Below are 21,619 nucleotides of genomic sequence, written 5' to 3'. Positions count from 1 at the left end.
GAGGAATGAGAAACGTTAGCTTCTGGCCGCTAGCCGTCCTCGCAATCTCAATGGAAGTCGCGCGATTTGGGTAGAATGCGCACGTCGCGGGGGTGACGGGCGGCGGGGGCGGCCTGTATCGGCGGTTCGGATTGCGACAATCGGTTGAGGTCGGCGGTGCGGTCATGGATGCGGCTGGCCATCAGATGGACGACGCCCTCCTTGCTGCGCTGCACCTCGCCCTCGACCAGCATCAGACGGCTGGCCATGACCGGGCGGCGCTGCAGCTCGAACAGACGCGCCCAGAGCAGGATATTGGTGATGCCGGTCTCATCCTCGATGGTGATGAAGACGGCATTGCCCTTGCCCGGCCGCTGGCGCACCAGCACCACGCCGGCAGTGCGGACGCGCGCGCCATTCTTCGCCGCGCTGGTCTGGGCGCAGCTCAGCACGCCTTCGGCCGCGAACACCGGACGCAGGAATTGCATCGGATGGCCCTTGAGCGAGAGGCGGGTCACCGCATAATCATCCATCACCTGTTCCGCGAGCGGCATGGCGGGCAGCATCGCATCCGCCTCCTCCCCCAGTTCGCGGGCGGCGCGGTCGTGCCGGCGGGCGGCGGCGAACAGGGGCAGTTCGTCCGACGGGGGGCGCCGTGCTTCCCATAAAGCGGTGCGCCGGTCCTGCCCCAGCGAGCGGCAGGCATCGGCATCGGCCAGCAGCCGCAGCGCCCGCGCGGGCAGGCCGGCGCGCCGGGCCATATCCTCGATACTGGTGAAGAGGCCCCCCTGCGCCCGCGCCGCCACCATCTGCGCAGCCCATTGTTCGCGGAAGCCATCGACCTGGCGCAGGCCAAGCCGCAGCGCCAGCGCCCGGCCGGTGCCTTCGCCCTTGTCTGCGTGGCGGCTGCGCAACAGCGGTTCCAGGCCATTGTCCCAGCCGCTCATATTGACGTCGACATCATGGATGGCGACGCCATGCTCGCGCGCGTCACGGACCAGCTGGGCCGGGGCATAGAAGCCCATCGGCTGGGAATTGAGCAGGGCGCAGGCGAAGATGGCGGGCTGGTGGCATTTGATCCAGGCCGAGACATAGACCAGCCGGGCGAAGGACAGCGCATGGCTTTCGGGAAAGCCATAGCTGCCGAACCCTTCGATCTGCTTGAAACAGCGCGCAGCAAACTCCGCCTCATAACCGCGCGCGGTCATGCCGTTGATCATCTTCTCGCGGAAATGATGGATGGTGCCGACATTGCGAAAGGTCGCCATGGCGCGGCGGAGCTGATTGGCTTCGGATGAGGAAAAGCCGGCCGCGACGATGGCCAGCTTCATCGCCTGTTCCTGGAACAGAGGGACGCCATAAGTGTCCTTGAGCAATTTTCTCAGCTCGTCTGCAGGGCCGAAGTCGGGGGCAGGAGAAGGATAATCTATGGCCTCTTCACCGCATCGCCGTCGCAGATAGGGATGCACCATATCCCCTTCGATCGGCCCTGGCCGCACGATCGCCACCTGCACCGTCAGGTCATAAAGGTTGCGCGGTTTGAGACGGGGCAACATGTTGATCTGCGCTCGGCTCTCGACCTGGAAGACACCGATGCTGTCGCCCTTGCAGAGCATGTCATAGACGGCCGGATCCTTTGATTGCAGATCGACGGTCAGGTCGTGCCGCCCCAGCCCGTGCTGATTCATCAGCGCATAGGCCCGGCGAATGCAGCTAAGCATCCCCAGCGCCAGCACATCGACCTTCATCAGGTTCAGCGCGTCGATATCATCCTTGTCCCATTCGATGAAACTGCGGTCGGCCATGGCCGCATTGTGGATCGGCACAGTCTCGTCCAGCCGATCCTGAGTGAGGACGAAGCCGCCGACATGCTGGGACAGATGGCGGGGGAAAGGCGCCCTGATCAATTGTTGGACCAGGGTGCGCAGCCGCTGGATTTCACCATTGTCGAGGGCAAAGCCGGCATCCACGAAGCGGGCATCGCCCAGATCGCCCGAATAGCTGCCCCACACGGTCGCCGACAGGCGCATCACCACATCTTCGCTGAGGCCCAGCACCTTGGCGACTTCGCGCAGGGCGCTGCGTGAGCGATAATGGATGACGGTCGCCGCAATGCCGGCACGCGCCCGGCCATAGCGGCGATAGATATATTGCATCACCTCCTCGCGCCGCTCATGTTCGAAATCGACGTCGATATCGGGTGGCTCGTTGCGCTCCTCCGAGACAAAGCGGGAAAAGAGCAGGTCATGCTCCATCGGATCGATCGACGTGACCCCGAGCAGGAAACAGACGATGGAATTGGCGGCCGATCCGCGCCCCTGGCACAGGATCGGCGGCTTCTGCGCACGGGCGAAGCGTACAAGATCATGCACGGTCAGGAAATAATAAGCGTAGTTCTGGCGGCGGATCAGGCGCAGTTCCTGGCCAATCAGCGCGCGCACCTTGGGGGGAAGCTGGCGCCCATAGCGCCGCCTGGCGCGCCGCCGCACCATATCCTCCAGCCAGCCGTCTGGCGACCAGCCCGCCGGCACCGGCTCATGCGGATATTCATAGGCGAGATTCTTCAGCGTGAAGTCGATCCCGTCGATGAAGCGGATCGTCTCGGCCAAGGCATCGGGGCAGACGGCAAACAGCCGGGCCATCTCCGTCGGCGATTTCATGTGCCGTTCGGCATTGGCCTGCAATCGGGTGCCTGCCGTCTTGAGCGTTACTCCTTCACGGATACAGGTCAGCACGTCCTGGAGGGGACGAGTGCCGGACGTCGCATAGAGAATATCGTTGGTCGCGATCAGTGGGATCCCGATGTCGCGTGATACCGCCTGCATCATCGCCACATGCCGGGCGTCCCGCCCCTGATAGCGCATCGACAGCCCCAGCCAGACGCGGCCGGGCACCCTGTCCTGCAATCGCCGCGCGGCCTCCTGCCAACTGGGCGGCGAGGCTGGCGGGACCAGCCGTAAATGCCGGGATGGCACAGGGACAGCCTCATCCTCGAACGCATAATCGGGCGGCGCGTCATGTTCCTGCTGCGCCTGCGCCGTGGACAAAGGCAGGATGATCATGCGCCAGTCGTCGAGATAATCGAGCAGGTCGGCAAAATGCAGGATGCAGTCGCCCTTGATCGCCTTGATATTGCCCTTGGTCAGCAATCGGGTCAGCTTCCCCCAGCCTTGCCGCGACGCGGGATAGACGATGATGTCGGGAGTGCCATCGACAAAGACCAGCCGTGCGCCGACGATCAGGCGCAGGTCGGTTTCGCAGTCTGCTTCCTCTTCGGGCGTCATGCTTTCGGGTTCGCCCCGCGCCTTCTTGTCCTCCAGCAGCCTAGCGCGCGCCTTTTCCGGCGCATCACGTAGCGCGACATAGGCGCGGACCACTCCGGCGACGCTGTTGCGATCGGCAAGGCCGATGGCCTTGAAACCCAGGGCGATCGCTTCCCCCACCAGGTCGGCGGGATGGGATGCGCCATGGAGGAAGCTGTAATTGCTGATCGAGACCAGTTCGGCGAAGGGGGGCTCGGCCGGTGCCGGGCGCGGCGGGGCGGGTTTCGTTTTTTCTCGGGCTGCCTCGATCGCGTTCAATTCGCGCCGGTCGATCGATCGGGGTTTGGCGGGATCGGGCGGCGGGCGCCGGCCGCTCATGCGAACAGGCCGTGGATATACCAGCCGGGATGGACCGTCTCTGCGCCATAGAGGCCGTGGCGGAAGATCCAGTAGCGGCGGCCGCGGGCATCCTCGACCCGGTAATAGTCGCGGGTGCGGCCGGTGCTTTCGCCCTCGATCGCGCCGTCCCTGGCCTGCCACCATTGCGGCGCGATCCGCTCCGGCCCCTCGAACCGGGTGACTTCATGCAGGGTGCGGCGCCAACGGAAACGGTGGGGCGGGCCGTCGGGCACTTCCGCCACGACATCGATCGGCTGGGGCGGATCGAACAGATGGAGCGGGCGCATCGGTGGGTCGCCGGGCTCGCCGACCGGTGCCCAGCCTTCGGGCGCGCGATGTTCGACCGCCGGCAGTGCCAGCTGCGCCTGTTCGGGAATATGGCTGTCGCGCGGCTCCAGCCGCTGGATGCGCGCGCGCCCGGCGCGGATCGACAGGCGATCGACCAGCGCCTCCACCCCCTCGCTCTTGCGCGCCTCGCCCCCTTCGAGCGCGAGCTGGGTCGGCGCCATCGGATCGGCGCGTGGCACGGTGAGGCGCAGCATGTCGAAGCCGAAACCGGGATCGAGCGGATCGGACAGGCTGTCGATCCGTTCCTGGAACAGCCGCATGATCGCCGGCGCGTCGCGGATCGGCAGGCTGGTTTCGACCCGGATCGGGAAGGCGAGGCCGTCGCTGCGGAAGAAGACCGCCTCGAACCGGCGGCCGCCCTGGCCGCGCTCGGCCAATTGTTCGCCCGCTTCCGCCGCCATCTCCGCCACGACCTTGATCGCATGGGCGCTGCTGCCCATCGGTTCGGCAAAACGCCGTTCGACCCGGATCGCCGGGCGCGGGCGGCGGGGGGCCAGCGGGCGATGGCCCAGGCCCAGCAGCGCATGGAGCGCGTCCACAGCCTCCTCGCCGAAGCGGGCGGCGAGCGCGGCGGCCGGGCGGGCGGCGAGATCGCCGACGGTGCGCAGTCCCGCCCGGCGCAGCGCCACCGCGCTTTCCGCCTCCAGCTCCAGAGCCTCGACCGGCAGGCGGCGCACCGCCGCATCCTCGTCCGGCGCGGGGGCAGCGGGGAAACGGGCGAGCGCATGGGCGGCCTCGGGCGATGCGGCGATGGCGTGGCGCACGCGCATGCCATGCCGTTCCAGCCGGTCGGTCGCAGCCTGCGCCAGTTCCGCCTCACCATCCCACAGATGGGCGCAACCGCTGATGTCGAGCATCAGGCCATGGCCGGAATCGAGCGCGGCATTGGGGGTGTAGCGGGCGCAGCCGTCGCACAGTCGCTCCAGCCAGTCCTGGTCGCCATGGGGATCGGCCTCGAACACGCGCAGCTCCGGCTCGCGGGCGCGCGCATCGGCCAGCGTCATGCCGGCGGTGAGGCCCGCCGCCAGCGCATCGGCATCCAGCGTCGCGAGCCGCATCGCGCCGCGAACATTTTCCACCACCACCGCGGGCGCATCGCCCTGCGCGGCCCAGAGGTCAGGCCGCGCGATCCGCAGCCGATCGATCGGCAGGAAGGGAAACCAGAGCGCCAGATAGCGGCGCGCCGCCCTGCTGTCCGTCCTGTCCATGCTCATGGCGTTCATGCCGTCCGTCTCCAAAAGCCCCCTTTTCGCCATCCCATATCAGCCGCCAGGCCAGCCCGTCCGGCCCCGCCCGTCGCCGCAGCAGGCTGAGGGCGAAGGCGCTGTGCCCCGGCGCATTGCCGGGCAGCGGATCGGATGGGGCGGCCGCCACCTGCCAGCGGGTTTCCGCCGCGCTGGGCACCGGATCGCCGCCGACCCGCAGCAGTAAGGCGGTGACGCCCGATTGTTCGGCCGCCAGCGCCAGCCGCCGACTGGCGGTGAGGTCGAGCAGCGGCGCGCGCCCGCGCAATTCGATCAGCAGCGCGCCGAGGGCGGGGCAGCGCAGCCCCTCCACCGCGGCGCGCAGCAGCATCGCGTCATCGGCCATCAGCCCGATCAGCAAGCGGGCCGGGTCCAGCCCCAGCGCGGCGAGGCCGGGGCCATAGGGCGATCCGCCTGCCTTGGCCGATGCGGTGGTGCGCAGCCAGAGCAGCGGCGCGTCATCCGCCGCCAGCCGGGCGAGGATCAGCGCCAGGCCGGCCGCCGCCCCTTCCTCCTCCGCCGCGCCGAACAGTTCATGCACCCGCCCGCGCAGGAGGCCGCCGTCGAGCGCCGCGTCCAGCCCGGCATGGCCGGTCGCAAGCCGGGCACAGCCGGCCGTCGGCGCTGGCGTCCGGTCCAGCGCCGCGATATGCCGCTTCAGCGCGGCGAGACTTTTGATCGACTCGCTCATTGCATTTGTTCCTGATATGTTCTTATTTCACTTTATTGGCTGCCCGAGTCAATCCGCTTGCCAATCCAGAGGACAAAGAAGGATTTCCCGATGACCGACACCGCTCGCAAACGCGCCGATTTCCGTGCCCTGCACCAGGATGGCTTTTTCCTGCTGCCCAATGCGTGGGACGCGGGCAGCGCGGTGCGGCTGGCGAAGAAGGGCTTTCGTGCGGTCGCGTCGACCAGTGCCGGCGCGGCCTGGGCGGCGGGCAAGGATGATGGTGCACTGGGCCGCGACGCGGTGCTGGCGCATCTGGAGATGCTGGTCGCGGCGACCGACCTGCCGGTCAATGCCGATTTCGAAAATGGCTTTGCCGATGCGCCCGAGGATGTCGCCGCCAATGTGACGCTGGCGGCGCAGACCGGCATTGCGGCCCTGTCGATCGAGGACTGGTCGGGCGGCGCGCTCTATGACCTGCCGCTGGCGGTGGAGCGGATCGCGGCGGCGCGCGAGGCGATCGACCGGGTCGATCCGGCGCTGATGCTGGTCGGGCGCAGCGAGAATTTCCGCGTGCCCGGCATGGCGCCGAGTGAGAGCATCGCCCGCGCCGTCGCCTATGCGGAGGCGGGCGCCGACTGCCTGTTCGTGCCTTTCCTGCTGGACCATGGCGCCGTCGCCGAACTGGTGGCGGCGGTCGCGCCCAGGCCGGTCAATGTCGTCATCCATGACTATGACGCGGCCGGCATCGCCGCGCTGGCGGCGCTGGGCGTGCGCCGTTGCAGCATCGGCGCCAGCCTGGCCCAGATCAGCTGGGCGGCGTTCGACGATGCGGCCGCACGGTTGAAGGCGGCGGAGGGGTAAGGCTCCGGAGGTGGAGTAAGGGGCTAGGCGCCCTTACTCCACCGTCACCAATGTCACCGACTTGGACGGCAGGGTCAGCGCCACCTGCCCCTGCGTCAGCCGCGCCGGCAACGGGCCGGGCACGAAGGGATCGGCGCCCTCGAAGCGGATGCGGGTGTCGATGGTCGCGGCGGTCAGTGTCCGGGCGCTGGCCTTGCGCCAAGCGCCGCCCTTCAGGTCGATGCGCACCGGCCGGGCGGCGGCGGGGTCGAGATTGACGATGCTGAGGTGCAGAGCGCCCGCCGCATCCTTCGACGCCGACACGCTGAGCCCCGGCAGCTGCACCGCGCCCTCGACATAGTCGGGCGCCTGCACATCGACCGGGATCATCGTCGCATTCTGATGGACCTTGTAGAGGTCGAACACATGCCAGGTCGGCGTCACCACCATCTTGGCGCCCTGGGTCAGCACCAGCGACTGGATCACATTCACCATCTGCGCGACATTGGCCATGCGCACCCGGTCCGCATGATTGTTGAAGATGTTGAGGCTCATCCCCGCAATCACCGCGTCGCGCAGCGTGCTTTCGAGGTAGAGTTGCGAGGGCGCGTCCTTCTCGCTGTCGAACCAGGCGCCCCATTCGTCGACCGCGATCGCCACCTGCTTTTTCGGGTCATAGCGGTCCATGATCGCGGCATGGCGGCGGATCAGTTCGTCGGTCAGATGGGCGCGGGCGAGCGCGGAGGCCCATTGGTCGGTGCCGAACCCGATATTGCGCCCCTTGTTGCGCCAGTCATTGCCGGCGAAGCTGTAGAAATGGAGCGACAGGCCCCACATCAGCGGGCGTTCGGTATTGTAGGCGAGCGGTGTGGGATTGGGGCGCCATTTCATCGCCTGCGCCATGACCTTTTCGGTCCATTCATAATCGTCGGTATCCGCGCCCACTGCGATCAGCTTCGCCCGTTCACCCGAATAGGCGCGCAGGAAGGCGGCATAATGGCGGAAGGCGGTGGCATAGGTGTCGGCGGTCATGTTGCCGCCACAGCCCCAGCTTTCATTGCCCACACCGATGAAGGGCACGGCCCAGGGCGCGGCATGGCCATTGGCGGCGCGTTCCTTGCCCGGCTGGCTGTCGGCCGGCGCGGTCATGTAGCGCATCCAGTCGTCCGCCTCGCGCACGCTGCCCGACCCGACATTGACCGACACGAAGGCCTTGGCGCCGATCTGGTCCAGGAAATCCATATATTCATGGGTGCCGAACGCATTGGTTTCGGCCGACTTGTCCCAGGCGGCGTTGATGCCGGCAGGGCGCTGCGCGGCCGGGCCGATGCCGTCGCGCCAATGATAGCCATCGGCAAAGCAGCCACCCGGCCAGCGGATCACCGGCACCTTCACCTGGCGCAGCGCGGCGACCACGTCGCTGCGGATGCCGCGCACATTGGGGATGGGGCTGTCCGGCCCGACCCATATGCCTTCATAGACGCCACGGCCCAGATGCTCGACGAACTGGCCATAGATATTGGGATCGATGGTGGCGCCGGGCTTGCCGGTGTCAACGGTCAGGACGGCGCCGTTGCCGGGCGCAGCCGCCGGGGCCGATGCGCTGGCAAGGCCGGCGAGCAGGCCCGCCGTCGCCGCCAGCAGCGCCCGCCGCGTCCGCATCCAAGCCCGTCCCGAAAGCTGCACACCCATGCCATCCCCTTCCTCAATTTGTCTGAGTATAGGCTAGGCGGGCGGCAGGGCCGGGGTCAAGGGGCCGTAACGTCCCTGGGCTCTTCCACCCGCGTCACATGGATCGCCTGTTCGTTCATCTGGGCGCTGCCGAAGATGGTCATGAAGGCGATGTCGGTGGCATCGCGGCCAACGGCGATGCGGACCATCCCTTCGATCGGGGCCAATCCCGTCGCATCGACCATATGCCAGGCGCCGTCGAGCCACACCTCCACCACCGCGTGGAAATCGGGCGGGTCGAGATCGGCGGCATAGACCGACACCAGCCGGGCGGGAATGTCGCGCGCGCGGATCAGCGCGGCGGTGAGGTGCGCGAAGTCGCGGCACACGCCACGCTGGGCGACGAAGGTATCGGCGGCGGTGGTGGTGATGTCCGAACTGCCCGGTACATATTGCAGATTGTCATGCACCCAGCCGACCAGCGCCTGCACCAGCGGGCCACCGTCCAGCCCTTCGAAATGGCCGCAGACGAAGCTGACGAACCGGTCCGCCTCGCAATAGCGGCTGGGCCAGATGAAGGGCAGCACATCCTGCGGCAGGCTGGGCAAGGGCGAGCGGGCGAGCGAGAAGAGATCGGGCGCGGGCCGATCGACATCGACCAGCGCCCTGTAGCGGCTGAGCATCCGGCCGGTGCCGCTGCGCGTCCAGGTGCGCCGGCCGATCGCGCTGCCGCCCATCAAATTGGTCAGCGGCCCGGCATTGTCGATGATGTGCGATTGTTCGACGATGCGCTGGTCGGCCATGGCGGCGGCCTCGACGGCCATCAATACATCGGTCGGCCCGGAAAATTCATAGTCGAGGGTCGCTTCGATCGCGAGACGCATGGCCATCCTTCAGGAGAGATTCGGCAAGATGTCATCCTGCCGATGCTGCAGGCCGCTGTCGCGCTATTCCGGCAGCTTCCCGAACGGCAGCAGCTTGCGCGCCTGGGCGGCGGCCGCCTTGCCGTTGCCGGCGCGCAGCGCGGGCAGGATGGCGGCGGCATTGCGCTTCATCAACTGGTCGAGCGGGGCGGGGGCAGGGGCATTGGCCGCCCGTTCGGCCAGCGCCAGCGCGCCGGCGACATCATTATGATCGGCGCGGATGCGCATCAATGCCGCCAGGCCCGAATAGAAGGCGCGGTTGCCGCCCAGCGCGACCGCCTTGCCCAGGGCAGCCTCACCCACCTGTTCCTTCGCGCCCAGCACGGTGCGGGCGATGAAGCTGCCAAGCTGGTCGATCGCGTCGAGATGCCAGCCGGCGATCACCATCTGTGCCTCGGCATCGCGCGGATTGCGCGCGGCCAGCGCCTCGAACGCGGAAAGCGAGCTGCGTGCATCGGCTCGGCTGCGGGTCAGCTTGGCGCGATAGCCGATCGCGACCGCGCGTTGCAGCACTGCCTCATGATCATTGGGGGCGGTCATCAATATGCGGTCGGCGGCGCTGATGGCCTGGCCGATGAGGCTCAGCGCCCGCGCCTTGTCGCTGGTCTGGAAGGCCGCCGTGGTCAGCAGCTCGCGCGGGGTTTCCGCCAGCGCGGCCGGCGCTGCGGAGAGGGCGACGGCACAGATGATCGGGCGGCAGAGCGACGGGGCGAAGGGCACATATTCTCCTGTTATGGCGGCGCCACCCTGGCGCCGGATCAATAGTCCCTGGAATAACGAAGTGCGGCGGAAGATCCCGCATTGGTGCCGGTCTTCGACAGGATGCTCAGCGTCTTCGACAGGGCGACTTCCAGCTGGGTGGCGGTGAAGCCCTTCGAGTCCGTCACCACCTCCACATAGATATTGTTGGAGATATGCTGGCCGACGGCGAGCGACGTGCCGCGCCCGGTATCCTCGTCACCGCCGACGATGCCGATCCGGTCGAGGCCCGATGCGCCCTGCAGCTTGCCCATCGGGTTGAGCCCGCCGCTGCCGCCGCGCAGGCCGTTGAGCGCAGCCGCCAACTGGATCGCCTGAGTGGCGGACAGATTGGCGACATTGTCACCGAACAGGATGCGCGAGAGAATCTCGTCCTGCGGCAATGTCGGCGTCGATACGAATGTGATGTCGGGCTGCTGCGCGGTGCCGGCGACGGCGATGCCGGCGCTGACATCGTCAATCTCGGTCAGCGCCTTGATCGCCAGCGTCGGGTTCATCATGTCGCCATTGAAGGTGATGACGCCCTGATCCAGGTCGAACTGGTGGCCCGAGAAGCTGTAGCGGCCGCGGATCACCTCGATCTTGCCGCTGACGCGCGGCTTGGTCGCGGTGCCGGTGACGCGCATGTCGGTCTTCCATTCGGAATCGAGGCCCATGCCGGTCACATAGATCTGGTTGTCTGCGCGCAGGCGGATGTCGAGTTTCCAGTTGGTCGGCGATGCCGCGGCGGCCTTGCGGTCGGCGATGCGCTGCGCCAGCACATCCTGGCCCTCGCCCTTGCGGCGGACGCCCTGCAATTCGCGAATCTCGGTCCCGCCCTGCCAGGCGACGCGATAGCGGGTCTCGGGCAGCGACAGGTCGCCCTTGATCAGGCCGCCATTTTCCGCGCTGTTGGTGATAGCGAGGGTGCCGCTGACCACGCTGGTGATCGCTTCGCTGCGGGCGAGGCGGGCATGATCCATCTTGACCGCGATGTTCATCGGGAAGCCGCTGTCGGCGGCCAGGCCCACGGTGCCGCTGGCCTGGACCGTGCCGTTGCCGGCGCGGCCGGAAAAGTCGCGAATGTCGAGCCGGTCGTTGGTGAAGCGGCCGTCGAGCTTCATCTGGGTGACGCGGGTGCCGAAGCTCGTATTGTCATAGGTCAGCGCATTGGCGCGGACCAGGCCGTTGAGCTGCGGCGCGGTCAGCCGGCCGCCGAAATCGGCCGCGACCGCGATGCCGCCGCTCAGCCGCTGATCGGCAAGGCCGGCGAAGGAGAAGAGCACGTCGGCCGGGCCGGCATAGCGGATGCCGCCGCCCAGCGGCGCGGCCATCAGCTGTTCCGACCAGTTGGCGCCCGGTCCCGGCGGGGCCATGGTGGCGACGAAGCGGCCGATCGTGCTGTTGCCCTTGCGGATGAGGCCGCGCATGTCGCCGCCGGCGGAGGACAGCTTGCCCTCGACATTCATCGACACCGCGTCGGACACGGCGGCCAGGCTCGACCGGCGGAAATCGCTGATCGCCAGGCGCGTGGTCGCGGTCGGGAAGGCGGTGCCGCTCTGGCTGTAATCGACCATGCCGGTCGCCTTGCCACCGATGCCCAGGCCCGGATTGGCGACATTGGCGATGGCGAGGTCGAAATCCTTGAATCGGGCCTGCAGCGCCGTGTCCGTGCCGAAATGGCCGGCCAGATCGACCTTGCCCTGCGGCAGCACCAGGCTGACCGGTTCCAGCCGATAGCCGGTCTTTTCTGCGCGGATGATCGCCGGCTGGTTCAGGCGGAAATCGACATTGCTGGCCTTGCCCTGCAACGCGATGGCATAGAGGTCGGGGCGCAGCGCGGCATTGACCGCGACCGAGAAGGGCACGCCGCTGGAGCCGTCGGCGACCAGCTGGGCCTTGCCCCGCCCGCCCTGATAATCGAGCTTCGCCCGCGCCTTGCGCACGACATAGTCGCCATAGGCGGCGTTCGCCATCTGCACGTCGGCGATCACCTTGGGCTGGTCGCTCAGCAGCATGGAGGCGGTGACGACGGCACGGCCGATGACGATATCGGCCTCGCCCGGCAGCTTGGCATTGCTGGCGGTGGCGTTGACGTCGACGCCCTGCAGCTTGCCCACGGCATTGAGCTTCACCGCGCCGGTGATGCCCGATCCGTTCATCGCCAGCTGGCCGGTGAAGGGGCCGGCACTGGATTGCTGGATGCGGCCGTTCATGTCGACCCCGGCGAAGCGCGCCTTGGTCACGTCGATCGTCAGCGGGCCTTGCGCGGTGCGAATCAGCACATTGGCGAAGAAGGGGCCATAGGGCGACCCACCCGTGGCATCGAGGCGATAGCCGGCCGGTTCGCCATTCAGCTTGGCGACGACATCGGTCAGCTGCACCCCGACATTGGGGCGCGGTGCGCGCAGCACCGCCTGCGGCCGGTCCGCCGTGCCGCGCACGGTCAGGAACAACGGGCCATATTGTTTCGAATAGGCTTCGGTGTCGAAGGCGAGTTGGCCGTTGGTGTCATAGCTGCCCGAACCGGACTTGATCTGGAAATTGGGTGCGGCCCCCTTGAGCCCCGCCAGGGTGAACCTGCCCTCCGGCGTCATGCCGATCCGGCCGGACATCACCGCATTGCCGCCCAGGAAGTCGCGGACCGAGGCATTTTCCCAGCGCGCGGTGCGCACGCCGAACATGCCCGACAGGCCGAAGCCGCCCTTGGGGCCGGGGATCAGCTTGACGTCGGTGTTGAGGTTGACGATGCCGACGCCGTCGATCCGATAGTCGTTGACCCGGCCTTTTAGCGCGCCGCGGTAGATGGCGTTGTCGAGATCGGCGAGGATGATGGCGGTGGCGTCGATCTTGTCGCTGTCTAGCTTGAGATTGTCGCTGATCAGCTTGCCGCCGGCATAGGCAAAGTCGCCCTTCACCCGCAAATTGGTCATCAGCCCGCCGGCGGCGGCATTGAGGCCGGTCACGCGCTTCGCGGTCGCGTTGACGGGGATGCGGATGCGATCGGCATCGATCACGGCGCGGCCGCTGGCCTTCAGATTCTCGATGCCGGTGGCGTCGAAGGCGAGGGATGTGGCGCTGATGTCATAATCGATGAACGGCGTCGCCATCGGCCCGTCGAGGATGATCGAGGCGCGGACATCCTTGCCCTTCACCTTGTCCATGAAGGCGCCCGGCTGCAGCAGCGCGGCATTGATCTTGAGCGCGCTGAATGTGCTCTTGCCCAGGTCCACCAAACCCTGCGCATCGGCCGACATGGCGGGTGAGCGCAGCGACCCCTTGAGGTTGACGCGCCGTTCGTTGAGGCCGGCGAACAGGTCGACGTCGAGCTGCGGCCGCGTCAGCCGGTCGGCAATGTCGCCATAGACGAGGCCGGGGCGCAGCGGCCCCTTGGCGGTGAAGCTGCCGTCGCGGGCGGCGAGCGCGATATTGGCCAGTTCGCCCTTGGGCGTGGTGGCGATCAGCTTGCCGTTCCAGGCCTGCCACGTGCCCTTGCCGTCGAGCGAGGCGGTCATGCCGTCGGGCAAGCCGCTCATCGCCGCGATCACACCGCCCTTGGGTGCGGTCAGCGTACCGCTCATCGCCAGGCGATTCTGCGCCGGCACCGCGTCTAGCTTCGCCTGCAGCCGGTCGCCGCTGTCGACCACCGCATTGGCGGACAACTGGGCACGGCCATCGGCGACATGGACGACGCTGTCGATCGCGATCTCGCGCTTCTGGCCGATCACTGGCTTGGCGAGCAAGAAACGGTCGAGCCGCATCCGGTCGACGTCGATGTCGAGGTCGGGCAGGATCGGCGCATTGGGATCGGTCGGGGTCTGGTTGAATTGCGGGCTGCGCGCCAGCACCACCAGCGGGCTTTCCAGATTCTGGACCGAGATGTGATTTTGCAGATAGCGGAACGGGCGCCAGACGACATGCACCCTGGGGCTGACCGCGAACACGCCCTTGGGGTCGCGCATGATCAGGTCGTGGATGGTCATGTCGCTATAGATCGATCCCTCGATCCGGCCGACCTCGATCCCCATGCCCGATTCCATCTTGAGCGCGGCGATCTGCTTGATGAGGAAACTCTTGCCCGGCTGGGTATCGAGGAACAGCAGCAGGCCCGCGACCAGCACCACCAGCCCGACGATCAGGCCGGCCAGGCCGATGGCGATCTTCTGCCACAGCGGGCGGCCCTGGCGGATCACCACGGTCTCGGTCGCTTCGGGCGCGGGGGGAGGGGTATTTTCCGCCATCAGAAGGCCTGTCCGATACCGATGTAAAGGGCGAATTTGGATTCGCCGGGCTGGCGGTTGATCGGCATGGCTATATCTGCGCGGAAGGGGCCGAAATTGGTGTAGAAACGTCCGCCCAGGCCCACGCCATAGCGGATGTCGGAAAATTGCGGGATCTGGCTTTCATAGACCTGGCCCGCATCGACGAAGGCGACGACGCCATAATTGCCGAAGCGATAGCGGCCCTCGACCGCAAATTCATTGACCGATCGGCCGCCGATCGGATCATTGTTCGCGTCCTTTGGCCCCAGTTCCTGATAGCCATAGCCGCGCACCGATCCGCCACCGCCGGCATAGATGCGCCGCGAAGGGGCGACATCGTCGCGGGCGACGCCGTTGATCGTGCCGATCTTGGTCCGCGCCGCCAGCACGAAACTGTCGGAAATCGGATAATAGCCGGCCAGGTCGAAGCTGGCGCGGACATAGGGCGAGACATTGCCCTGCAGGGACGCTTCGGGCGATACGCGCAGATTGGCGCGGAAGCCGCTGGTGGGGTTGAGCAGGTCGTTGGAGCGGTCATAGCCGACCTGCACCGGCAGCGCGCCGATGAAATAGGTCAGCCGCTTGTTTTCGCCGCTTTCGTCGATCGTGGTATTTTCGTTCGAAAGCAGGATTTCGCCGCCATAGGTATAGGTCCAGCGCTTCTGGAAGATCGGTGTCGACTGGCGCGACCAGCTGGCATTGAGGCCCAGGGTGAAGGCTTCATAGGCGTCATATTTCTGATGGTTGACGCCGGCGCCGGCCTGGAAGGTCTTGTCGCGCTTGCCCGCATTGGACCGGCGGAAGGTGCCCGATACGCCCTGTTCCTGGGTGCCGGCGATGACGCTGGCGATCAGGGCGCCTTCGGGCGGGAACAGGTTGCGATGGGTCCAGCTGCCTTCGGCGCGGAAGCCCTGTCCGGTGCCATAGCCCAGTTCGCCGGCCAGCCGCCGGGCCGGGCCGGCTTCCTGATCGACATGCAGGTCGACATATTCGGTGCCATCCGGGCCGGGCTCGCCGGTCTGGACCGGATCGACCGCGACGCTGGCGAACAGGCCGGTCGCGACCAGCGCCTTGCGCAGATCGTCGACCTTGCGGCTGTCATAGAGGTCGCCTTTGTCGAAGCGGGCGATCACCGCCATATGGTCGGCGCCGAACGCCTGCTTCTCGCCGCTGGTGGTGATGGTGCGGAATGTGCCGCGCGGGCCTGGCTCGACCGGCAGCGTATAGTCGCCGGTCACGGTCGCGGGATCGAGCAAGATGTCGCGGTCGCCGATCCTGGCGAAGGCATAGCCCTGTTCCGGCAGCTTGAGCGCAACATTGGCCTCCGCCGCCTCGACCGCTGTGGCGACGATATAATCGCCGGTCTTCAAGGTCAGGCTGTCGCGGATCAGACCGGGTGGGATGGTCTCGGGCGCATGGATGACGATCTCGCCCATCTTGTAGCGCTTGCCCGGCGTCACCGATAGGATCGCCTTCAGCGTGCCATCCTGCTGCTGGTCGAGCGAGGCGAGGGCGGTGGCATCATAATAGCCCTCCGAATGGAACAGCCGCACCGCCAGTTGCTCGTCGGCCTGGGCGCGCTGCTGCACCATCGATGCGGTTTCGGCCTTGCCCTTGCCGTCGACCAGGGCGGATGCGGCGCGGAACTCATCCTCCAGACCGGTCTTGCCGAAGCCGTCGAGCTGGGTCGCGTAGCGGACCTCGGGCGTCTTTTCGTCGCTGTCATCATCGGCGACATTTTCGGGCACGGTCACGCTGTCGAGCGCGGGCAGCGGCTGGGCCAGTTCGGTTTCGACCGGCGGTTCGGTGGCGGGGGGCAGTTCGGCGCCGGTCGCGGGCGTCGTGCCGCTGGCCGGCGCGCTGCCCTGGACACCGGCCTGCGCCGGCATCTGCTGGTCCAGCCAGTCGTCGATTGAAGGCAAGGGGGCCTTGCTGTCGGTCCCGCTATTGCTGGCCTTGTCGTCGACGCTGCCGGCGCCGGGCAGGCGCGCGTTGAACTCGTCGTCGGGCAGGATCGGTTCTTCGTCGGCGGACGCTGTGGTGCTGGGCGGAACCGTCTGCGCCATCAGGGGCAGGGGAGAGGCGGCTGCCATGATCATGCCCAGCGCATGCCGAACATATCTCGCCTGCCGCTTCTTCATCTGTCTGCGATGCCCCTTTCGCACCGGGCATCCCATATGTCCGGCAAACAGGCAATACGCCCAATGACTTGCAACGGTTCCGCCTGCGTGACGATTTCGCCCGGCGGCGCGGCGCTTCCATCGGTGCCCCCGCCGGTCTAGAGCCGCACCATGACATTTGCGCTCAACATCACCCGTTCGATCACTGGCCAGCCCTGGCGCTGGCGCGGCCTGGGGGCGGACGCGCGTTCGCCCGGCTATCAGCCCGACGATCTGGTGGCGCAGCTGCTGCTGGCGCGCGGCTGTCCGCCCGACGGGGTGGAGGCGCATCGCAACCCGACCATCCGCCATTTCATGCCTGACCCCAGCCTGTTCCGCGACATGGATGCGGCGGCCGAACGGCTGGCCGATGCGGTCCAGCGCGGCGAGGATGTACGCATCTTCGGTGATTATGACGTCGATGGCGCGACCAGTGCGGCGCTGCTGATCCGGTTGCTGCGCGACATTGGCCTGGATGCCCGGCCCTATATCCCCGACCGGTTGATGGAAGGCTATGGCCCGTCGGGTGAGGCGCTGGTGCGGCTTGCGGGGGATGGCGCGCAACTGATCGTCACCGTCGATTGCGGCGCGCAGGCGTTCGAGGCGCTCGACATGGCAAAGGCGGCCGGCGTCGATGTCGTCGTCGTCGACCATCATAAATGCGCAGCGGCGCTGCCGGTGGCGCTGGCCCTGGTCAATCCCAACCGGCTGGACGAAAATGATGCCGCGGCCGTCCATGGCCATCTCGCCGCCGTCGGCATGGCCTTCCTGCTGGGTGCGGCCTTGCTGCGGACGCTGCGCGCGCGCGGCTGGTTCGCGACCCGGCCGGAACCGGCGATCATGGAGTTGCTCGACATCGTCGCGCTGGGCACCGTCGCCGACGTCGCGCAGCTCAAGGGGCTCAACCGCGCCTTCGTGGCGCAGGGGCTCAAGGTCATGGCCAAGCGGCGCAATATCGGCCTTGCCGCGCTGATGGACGCCAGTCGCCTTAATCGTGCGCCGCTCTGCCATGACCTCGGCTTTGCCCTCGGGCCGCGCATCAATGCCGGCGGGCGTGTCGGCAAGGCGGATCTGGGGGTGCGGCTGCTCACCACCGAAGATCCGGCCGAGGCCGCGCGAATCGCCGCCGAACTGGATCGGTTGAACGAGGAACGGCGCGCGATCGAATCGATCGTGCAGGAACAGGCGGAGGCCTTGCTGGCGGCGCAGGACAATCGGGCCGTGGCGCTGGTCGCCGGGCCGGGCTGGCATCCTGGCGTGATTGGCATCGTTGCCGGGCGGCTCAAGGAACGGGCCGGCCGTCCCGCCATCGTCGTCGCGCTGGACGAGGATGGCGTGGGCAAGGGATCGGGCCGCTCCATTTCCGGCGTCGATCTGGGCGCGGCGGTGCTGGCGGCCAAGGATAGCGGCCTGCTGGTCGCGGGCGGCGGCCATGCGATGGCGGCGGGGCTTACCGTGATGGCCGACAAGGTCGATGCGCTGGCCGAGTTCCTGGACGATCGCCTGTCGGCCGCCGTTGCCCGTGCGCGAGACGAGCGGGCGCTGCTGATCGACGCGGTGCTGGCGCCGGCCGGGGTCAATCCCGACTTCGTCGCCGCGATCGAGGCGGGCGGCCCCTATGGCGCAGGCTGGCCCGCGCCGTTGATCGCCGCCGGGCCGATGCGGGTGATTCGCGCCGATGTGGTCGGCAATGGCCATTTGCGGGCGATCATGGCGGGCGATGATGGCCGGTCGATCAAGACGATCGCGTTCCGCCAGGCCGAATCGGAACTGGGGCAGGCGATTCTGGGTGCGCCGCGTGACCGTCGCCTGTGGGTGGCGGGCCGTGCGAAGATCGACGACTGGGGCAGCCGACCCGCTGCAGAGCTGCATCTGGAGGACGCCGCCTGGGCGGATTGAGAAAGATTGCAATTTTCTTGGCGTTAGGGGGTTGACCCTTTCGCCGGTCCCGCCTAATTGCGCCCTCGCTTCGCAGCGCTGCCACGGCGGCGACAACGAACGGCCCCTTCGTCTAGCGGTTAGGACGCGGCCCTTTCACGGCTGAAACACGGGTTCGATTCCCGTAGGGGTCACCATATTTTTCAATGGCTTAGGCGACTGCCTGAGAAAGTTGTCAAATATAGGTCAAATAAGCATGCAGGAGCATGCTGGGAAAATCTGACACGCCTGTGGATTTCCTTTTTCAATTTTCCATATCGATAGTGTCTCGGTCTGCGTTTGGCCTGAGCTGGAAATTTCTGATTCCCTTTCCCCCGCTCAGGTAATCGGCGAGCAACTCTGCCTTGGCCGCACGCCACATCCTTCGCCGCTCTGCTTCCGGCTCGGGCGGCAGGATCATCGAAAATGGACTGGTTGAACGTAGTGTCCTCCCGGTCGGGGACTTCTGGAGCATATAGGCGATGATCTCATCGATGGATCGCCTCAATAGAAAGCGCCATGCCCTATTCCCGATGGTCGCGCGATGGCTTGCCAGCTGCCGGTCATTCTCCGCCTTCGCCTGAATGATGAGCTCCGGATTGGCCCGAAGCGCGGCGACATGACGGCGGGCAAGGATGAGCTTCCGCCTCTCGCCTATGTCGTGCGCGTTCAGCTCATAGGGCGGCGGCTCCTCGATTTCCCGCGTCCAGTACCGGCAAGGCAGATGAGCGATCCCGAAGGCGTTGATCTCGGCCTGGGGGTATCCATTTTCTATCAGCCAATCCTGCAAGCTCTGCCCCTCACCAAGAGTGAGGGGCTTGGGAAAGCCATAGCGCCAGCCATGGGGCGGATCGATCATCGTCACTTTACGCATGAGCCGCCCTCCTTCTGAAAGCTGATCCAGGCGTTCCATGCATCATGGCAGCCACTATCCGAACAGACGTCGCGTGCCTGGCCGGTAAACCCATTTATCGACAGCCGGCGTGCTGGAAGCAGGATATGGATGTGAGCGGCATTTGATGAACCCGCCAAATAGGGCAGATGGAGTACCATCAGTGCGGCCAACTGCTCCTGACGGACAAAGTAGCTTCGCACCCATGCCCGCACCTGCTCCCATCCCACATGCGGTGGCTGATCTGATGGCAGTGTCAGGGTGAATTGGGCGTATCCGGTCCGCTCAGCCGCGGGCAGCATCGCATCGTAGCGCTGCAGCAGATAGCTGAGGTCCATATATTCACCGCTGGCTGCGTCAGGCAGCAGCAAATCATGACGCGATGCCTTGTGCCCGGCAGGCGTCAGCTTCGCCATAACCATGTCGGCTATTCCGGCACGATGTACATCCTGTTTGTAGAAGTAGCGGATATATTTGAAGCTGCCGTCATCGGCAGGATCCAGCGTGAAGCAGGACAGCATCTCTGGCTGATCGGCCGTGGCAGGCTTCGATTTGGCTTTGCTCATGCCGCCTCCTGCCACTGCGTGCTGGTCTGCGCCGCCAGCGAGAGACCGGCTTCAAAGCGCCGGGCATCGGGGCAAGGCGCATGGGTGGAGAATTGCAGGCCGCGCCGGTGTGCCAGGATGAATGGCTGATCGACTTCATCGGGCGGGCAGAACCAGTAGCGGTCCTCAAACCATGCGCGCTGATAGCCGGTAAACCACTGATCGTCTTTGCAGCGATAAATGTCGTATTTCGCGACTGGACCAGAGAAGCGCGCGAGCAGCAGGTCCATGCCATACTGCCGGGTGACTGCGCTAACGTCATACAGCCCAATGTTCGGACCGGTCCGGGTCCCGACGATCAGGAGATTGGCGCCTTCCAGTAGCACGCCATGCCGCGCGCCCGGGAAGCGCTGCTCCGGGCTGAAGTCGATCGGCCCGCCAATATCCGCCGCCAGCATCATGATGCCGCGATAGGTCGCGGCTTTGATCCACGGCAAGCCGTTCGCGCTCCCGAAGGAGCGCGGTGTAACATTATTCTGCATTTGTAAGACTTTCGCGTTGAGGGCGCGCGGCAGCCGAGCGGTGCCGCGCCTTGCCCCTTTTTCATTCCATTTTTGCTCAGCTGCCTGAGCCACTTCAAACTTGGCCTTCGCCGCAGCAGCGGCGCCTACTCGTCCGAGATGTTCCCCGGCTTCATGTAAACCGTGACCACCGGCGGCCTGACTGGCTTGGAAAAGCCGTGGCCGTGGACCGGGCAGAGAGTGGCAACGATGCGATTCCGCATCAGCATTTCACCCGGATCGCCGCATTTTTGGCAGGTAAACTTGGACTGCTCTTCGGCCGCGGCGATATAGGGTCTTGCTTCGGGAACCATGGGCTCGAGATGAATCCGGAGCGATCCGAATTTTTCCTTCGCCTCGTCCACGCTGACATTGAGGCCGGCCGCCGCGAGATCAGACAGGAGGTCGCGGTAGAGCTGCGCCCAGCCAACCGGCAGGTGGTCCAGCCATAGGAGATTGTCGTTCCCGCTCATGCGTAATGTCCTCCGATGGTCAATTCCCAGTGGCGCCTAGCGGTCCAGAAGCCGAGCCTTTCTGCTTCTGCGGTTGACCAGGGCAGAGTTGGCAGCGGACAGATGCCGCCGCGATCGACCATGAATGCGCGCATCTCGTCGCCGCCATCAGGATTTGTGACCAGGTGGATCGGCCCGCCGGGTTCCTGAAGCCACATCCCGAGGCTCGTGATGATCTGAACCTCACCATCGCGCCACAGCAACAGCGTGATGTAGTTGCCGGCCTGCTTTCCTGAGACGTGGCTCGGCTCGACCAGGAGAAGATCAGTTCGACACTCGGCAACGGCTTTGATGAGGGCGGTGAGCGAGAGCTTCTTTTGCCAGTGCGCCATCACGATGTTGGCGCGGTCGGCATATTCGAAGTCCGCTAGCACGGACGGCATTGGCGATGTGCAAGGCTCGACCATCCAGCCGACCATCCCGGCGAATGCGCGAGCGGCCTCCTTCGCAAGCGCGATGCGCTTGCGGTCTTCTTCACTGACATAGATCATTTGAGGTGGGTTCTTTCTCCCCACCCTGCGGCGGCTGCAGCCGTCAGGGTGAGGATGAGATTTTCATTTCAATAATTGCAGCCACCTGCTGCTCTTCAAGCCCTTAAGACAATTTGTGTGGCTGTTTTCTGCCTGAAGCCCGATCAGGCCGATTTTATCGAATCCGCAATCGCTCGAATGAGGCAATGGCACTTGCGATCGAT

At 66.2% G+C, this 21,619-nt stretch carries 15 protein-coding genes and 1 tRNA gene; 3 read left to right on the top strand and 13 right to left on the bottom strand.

Annotated elements, in window-relative coordinates; genetic code table 11:
• Window positions 1-47: 47 nt before the first annotated feature.
• From ACI6S0_RS16270 to ACI6S0_RS16260, 3 genes are read right to left on the bottom strand one after another with little or no spacing between them, the layout of a single operon-like run.
• A complete protein-coding gene (locus ACI6S0_RS16270) occupies window positions 48-3,620 on the bottom strand; it encodes an error-prone DNA polymerase (RefSeq protein WP_434403667.1) in 3,573 nt (1,190 codons plus the stop codon).
• Entirely contained in the window at window positions 3,617-5,212 is a 1,596-nt protein-coding gene (locus ACI6S0_RS16265) for a Y-family DNA polymerase (protein ID WP_434403666.1), read from the bottom strand. Before ACI6S0_RS16265 ends, ACI6S0_RS16270 begins: the two co-directional genes overlap by 4 nt.
• A complete protein-coding gene (locus ACI6S0_RS16260) occupies window positions 5,106-5,924 on the bottom strand; it encodes an ImuA family protein (RefSeq protein WP_434403665.1) in 819 nt (272 codons plus the stop codon). The genes ACI6S0_RS16265 and ACI6S0_RS16260 overlap by 107 nt, the downstream gene beginning before the upstream one ends.
• A gap of 90 nt (window positions 5,925-6,014) precedes the next feature.
• Here ACI6S0_RS16260 and ACI6S0_RS16255 point away from each other — a divergent pair, with 90 nt between their 5' ends.
• Entirely contained in the window at window positions 6,015-6,767 is a 753-nt protein-coding gene (locus ACI6S0_RS16255) for an isocitrate lyase/PEP mutase family protein (protein ID WP_434403664.1), read from the top strand.
• A 33-nt stretch (window positions 6,768-6,800) separates the two neighbouring features.
• Here ACI6S0_RS16255 and ACI6S0_RS16250 read toward each other — a convergent pair whose 3' ends face one another.
• The 5 genes from ACI6S0_RS16250 to ACI6S0_RS16230 all read right to left on the bottom strand — a co-directional run bounded on the left by ACI6S0_RS16250 (window position 6,801) and on the right by ACI6S0_RS16230 (window position 16,481).
• Entirely contained in the window at window positions 6,801-8,438 is a 1,638-nt protein-coding gene (locus tag ACI6S0_RS16250; protein WP_434403663.1) for an alpha-N-arabinofuranosidase, read from the bottom strand.
• 56 nt (window positions 8,439-8,494) lie between these two features.
• On the bottom strand, window positions 8,495-9,301 hold the full coding sequence (locus ACI6S0_RS16245; RefSeq protein WP_434403662.1) for a transglutaminase-like domain-containing protein: 807 nt from the start codon (window positions 9,299-9,301) through the stop codon (window positions 8,495-8,497).
• Between the two features lie 63 nt (window positions 9,302-9,364).
• Window positions 9,365-10,060 (bottom strand): hypothetical protein, encoded by a 696-nt coding sequence (locus ACI6S0_RS16240; RefSeq protein WP_099233764.1) that lies wholly within the window; start codon window positions 10,058-10,060, stop codon window positions 9,365-9,367.
• Between the two features lie 38 nt (window positions 10,061-10,098).
• Complete coding sequence (locus ACI6S0_RS16235; protein ID WP_434403661.1) at window positions 10,099-14,319, bottom strand: translocation/assembly module TamB domain-containing protein; 4,221 nt, start codon at window positions 14,317-14,319, stop codon at window positions 10,099-10,101.
• On the bottom strand, window positions 14,319-16,481 hold the full coding sequence (locus ACI6S0_RS16230) for an autotransporter assembly complex protein TamA (RefSeq protein ID WP_434403660.1): 2,163 nt from the start codon (window positions 16,479-16,481) through the stop codon (window positions 14,319-14,321). The genes ACI6S0_RS16235 and ACI6S0_RS16230 overlap by 1 nt, the downstream gene beginning before the upstream one ends.
• Window positions 16,482-16,631: 150 nt before the next feature.
• On the opposite strand from ACI6S0_RS16230, the gene recJ reads away from it, so the two are divergent.
• Entirely contained in the window at window positions 16,632-18,398 is a 1,767-nt protein-coding gene (gene recJ, locus ACI6S0_RS16225) for a single-stranded-DNA-specific exonuclease RecJ (protein ID WP_136185614.1), read from the top strand.
• A 101-nt stretch (window positions 18,399-18,499) separates the two neighbouring features.
• Window positions 18,500-18,574, top strand: a tRNA-Glu gene (locus tag ACI6S0_RS16220).
• A gap of 107 nt (window positions 18,575-18,681) precedes the next feature.
• Here the strand turns inward: ACI6S0_RS16220 and ACI6S0_RS16215 are convergent.
• The 5 genes from ACI6S0_RS16215 to ACI6S0_RS16195 are packed head-to-tail and all read right to left on the bottom strand — an operon-like array spanning window position 18,682 to window position 21,416.
• Window positions 18,682-19,290, bottom strand: a complete 609-nt coding sequence (locus ACI6S0_RS16215) for a hypothetical protein (protein ID WP_185704710.1) — start codon at window positions 19,288-19,290, stop codon at window positions 18,682-18,684.
• Window positions 19,278-19,874, bottom strand: a complete 597-nt coding sequence (locus tag ACI6S0_RS16210) for a hypothetical protein (RefSeq protein WP_017182823.1) — start codon at window positions 19,872-19,874, stop codon at window positions 19,278-19,280. The genes ACI6S0_RS16215 and ACI6S0_RS16210 overlap by 13 nt, the downstream gene beginning before the upstream one ends.
• Window positions 19,871-20,488 carry a hypothetical protein gene (locus tag ACI6S0_RS16205; RefSeq protein WP_206379284.1) on the bottom strand — a complete coding sequence of 206 codons (618 nt, stop codon included), beginning with the start codon at window positions 20,486-20,488 and terminating at the stop codon, window positions 19,871-19,873. The genes ACI6S0_RS16210 and ACI6S0_RS16205 overlap by 4 nt, the downstream gene beginning before the upstream one ends.
• Window positions 20,489-20,520: 32 nt before the next feature.
• A complete protein-coding gene (locus ACI6S0_RS16200; protein WP_017182821.1) occupies window positions 20,521-20,886 on the bottom strand; it encodes a hypothetical protein in 366 nt (121 codons plus the stop codon).
• Window positions 20,883-21,416, bottom strand: a complete 534-nt coding sequence (locus ACI6S0_RS16195) for a hypothetical protein (RefSeq protein ID WP_017182820.1) — start codon at window positions 21,414-21,416, stop codon at window positions 20,883-20,885. Before ACI6S0_RS16195 ends, ACI6S0_RS16200 begins: the two co-directional genes overlap by 4 nt.
• Window positions 21,417-21,619 lie beyond the last annotated feature (203 nt).

The organism is Sphingobium sp. DN12 (assembly GCF_051058005.1).
GTDB lineage: Bacteria > Pseudomonadota > Alphaproteobacteria > Sphingomonadales > Sphingomonadaceae > Sphingobium > Sphingobium yanoikuyae.
This window is presented reverse-complemented; position numbering and strand designations above follow the sequence as displayed.

What these genes read in the sequence shown, in the direction of transcription:
- ACI6S0_RS16270 (WP_434403667.1), bottom strand. Translation starts at nt 3,620, where the DNA reads ATGAGCGGCCGGCGCCCGCCGCCCGATCCCGCCAAACCCCGATCGATC.
- ACI6S0_RS16265 (WP_434403666.1), bottom strand. Translation starts at nt 5,212, where the DNA reads ATGAACGCCATGAGCATGGACAGGACGGACAGCAGGGCGGCGCGCCGC.
- ACI6S0_RS16260 (WP_434403665.1), bottom strand. Translation starts at nt 5,924, where the DNA reads ATGAGCGAGTCGATCAAAAGTCTCGCCGCGCTGAAGCGGCATATCGCG.
- ACI6S0_RS16255 (WP_434403664.1), top strand. Translation starts at nt 6,015, where the DNA reads ATGACCGACACCGCTCGCAAACGCGCCGATTTCCGTGCCCTGCACCAG.
- ACI6S0_RS16250 (WP_434403663.1), bottom strand. Translation starts at nt 8,438, where the DNA reads ATGGGTGTGCAGCTTTCGGGACGGGCTTGGATGCGGACGCGGCGGGCG.
- ACI6S0_RS16245 (WP_434403662.1), bottom strand. Translation starts at nt 9,301, where the DNA reads ATGCGTCTCGCGATCGAAGCGACCCTCGACTATGAATTTTCCGGGCCG.
- ACI6S0_RS16235 (WP_434403661.1), bottom strand. Translation starts at nt 14,319, where the DNA reads ATGGCGGAAAATACCCCTCCCCCCGCGCCCGAAGCGACCGAGACCGTG.
- ACI6S0_RS16230 (WP_434403660.1), bottom strand. Translation starts at nt 16,481, where the DNA reads ATGAAGAAGCGGCAGGCGAGATATGTTCGGCATGCGCTGGGCATGATC.
- recJ (WP_136185614.1), top strand. Translation starts at nt 16,632, where the DNA reads ATGACATTTGCGCTCAACATCACCCGTTCGATCACTGGCCAGCCCTGG.
- ACI6S0_RS16215 (WP_185704710.1), bottom strand. Translation starts at nt 19,290, where the DNA reads ATGCGTAAAGTGACGATGATCGATCCGCCCCATGGCTGGCGCTATGGC.
- ACI6S0_RS16210 (WP_017182823.1), bottom strand. Translation starts at nt 19,874, where the DNA reads ATGAGCAAAGCCAAATCGAAGCCTGCCACGGCCGATCAGCCAGAGATG.
- ACI6S0_RS16200 (WP_017182821.1), bottom strand. Translation starts at nt 20,886, where the DNA reads ATGAGCGGGAACGACAATCTCCTATGGCTGGACCACCTGCCGGTTGGC.
- ACI6S0_RS16195 (WP_017182820.1), bottom strand. Translation starts at nt 21,416, where the DNA reads ATGATCTATGTCAGTGAAGAAGACCGCAAGCGCATCGCGCTTGCGAAG.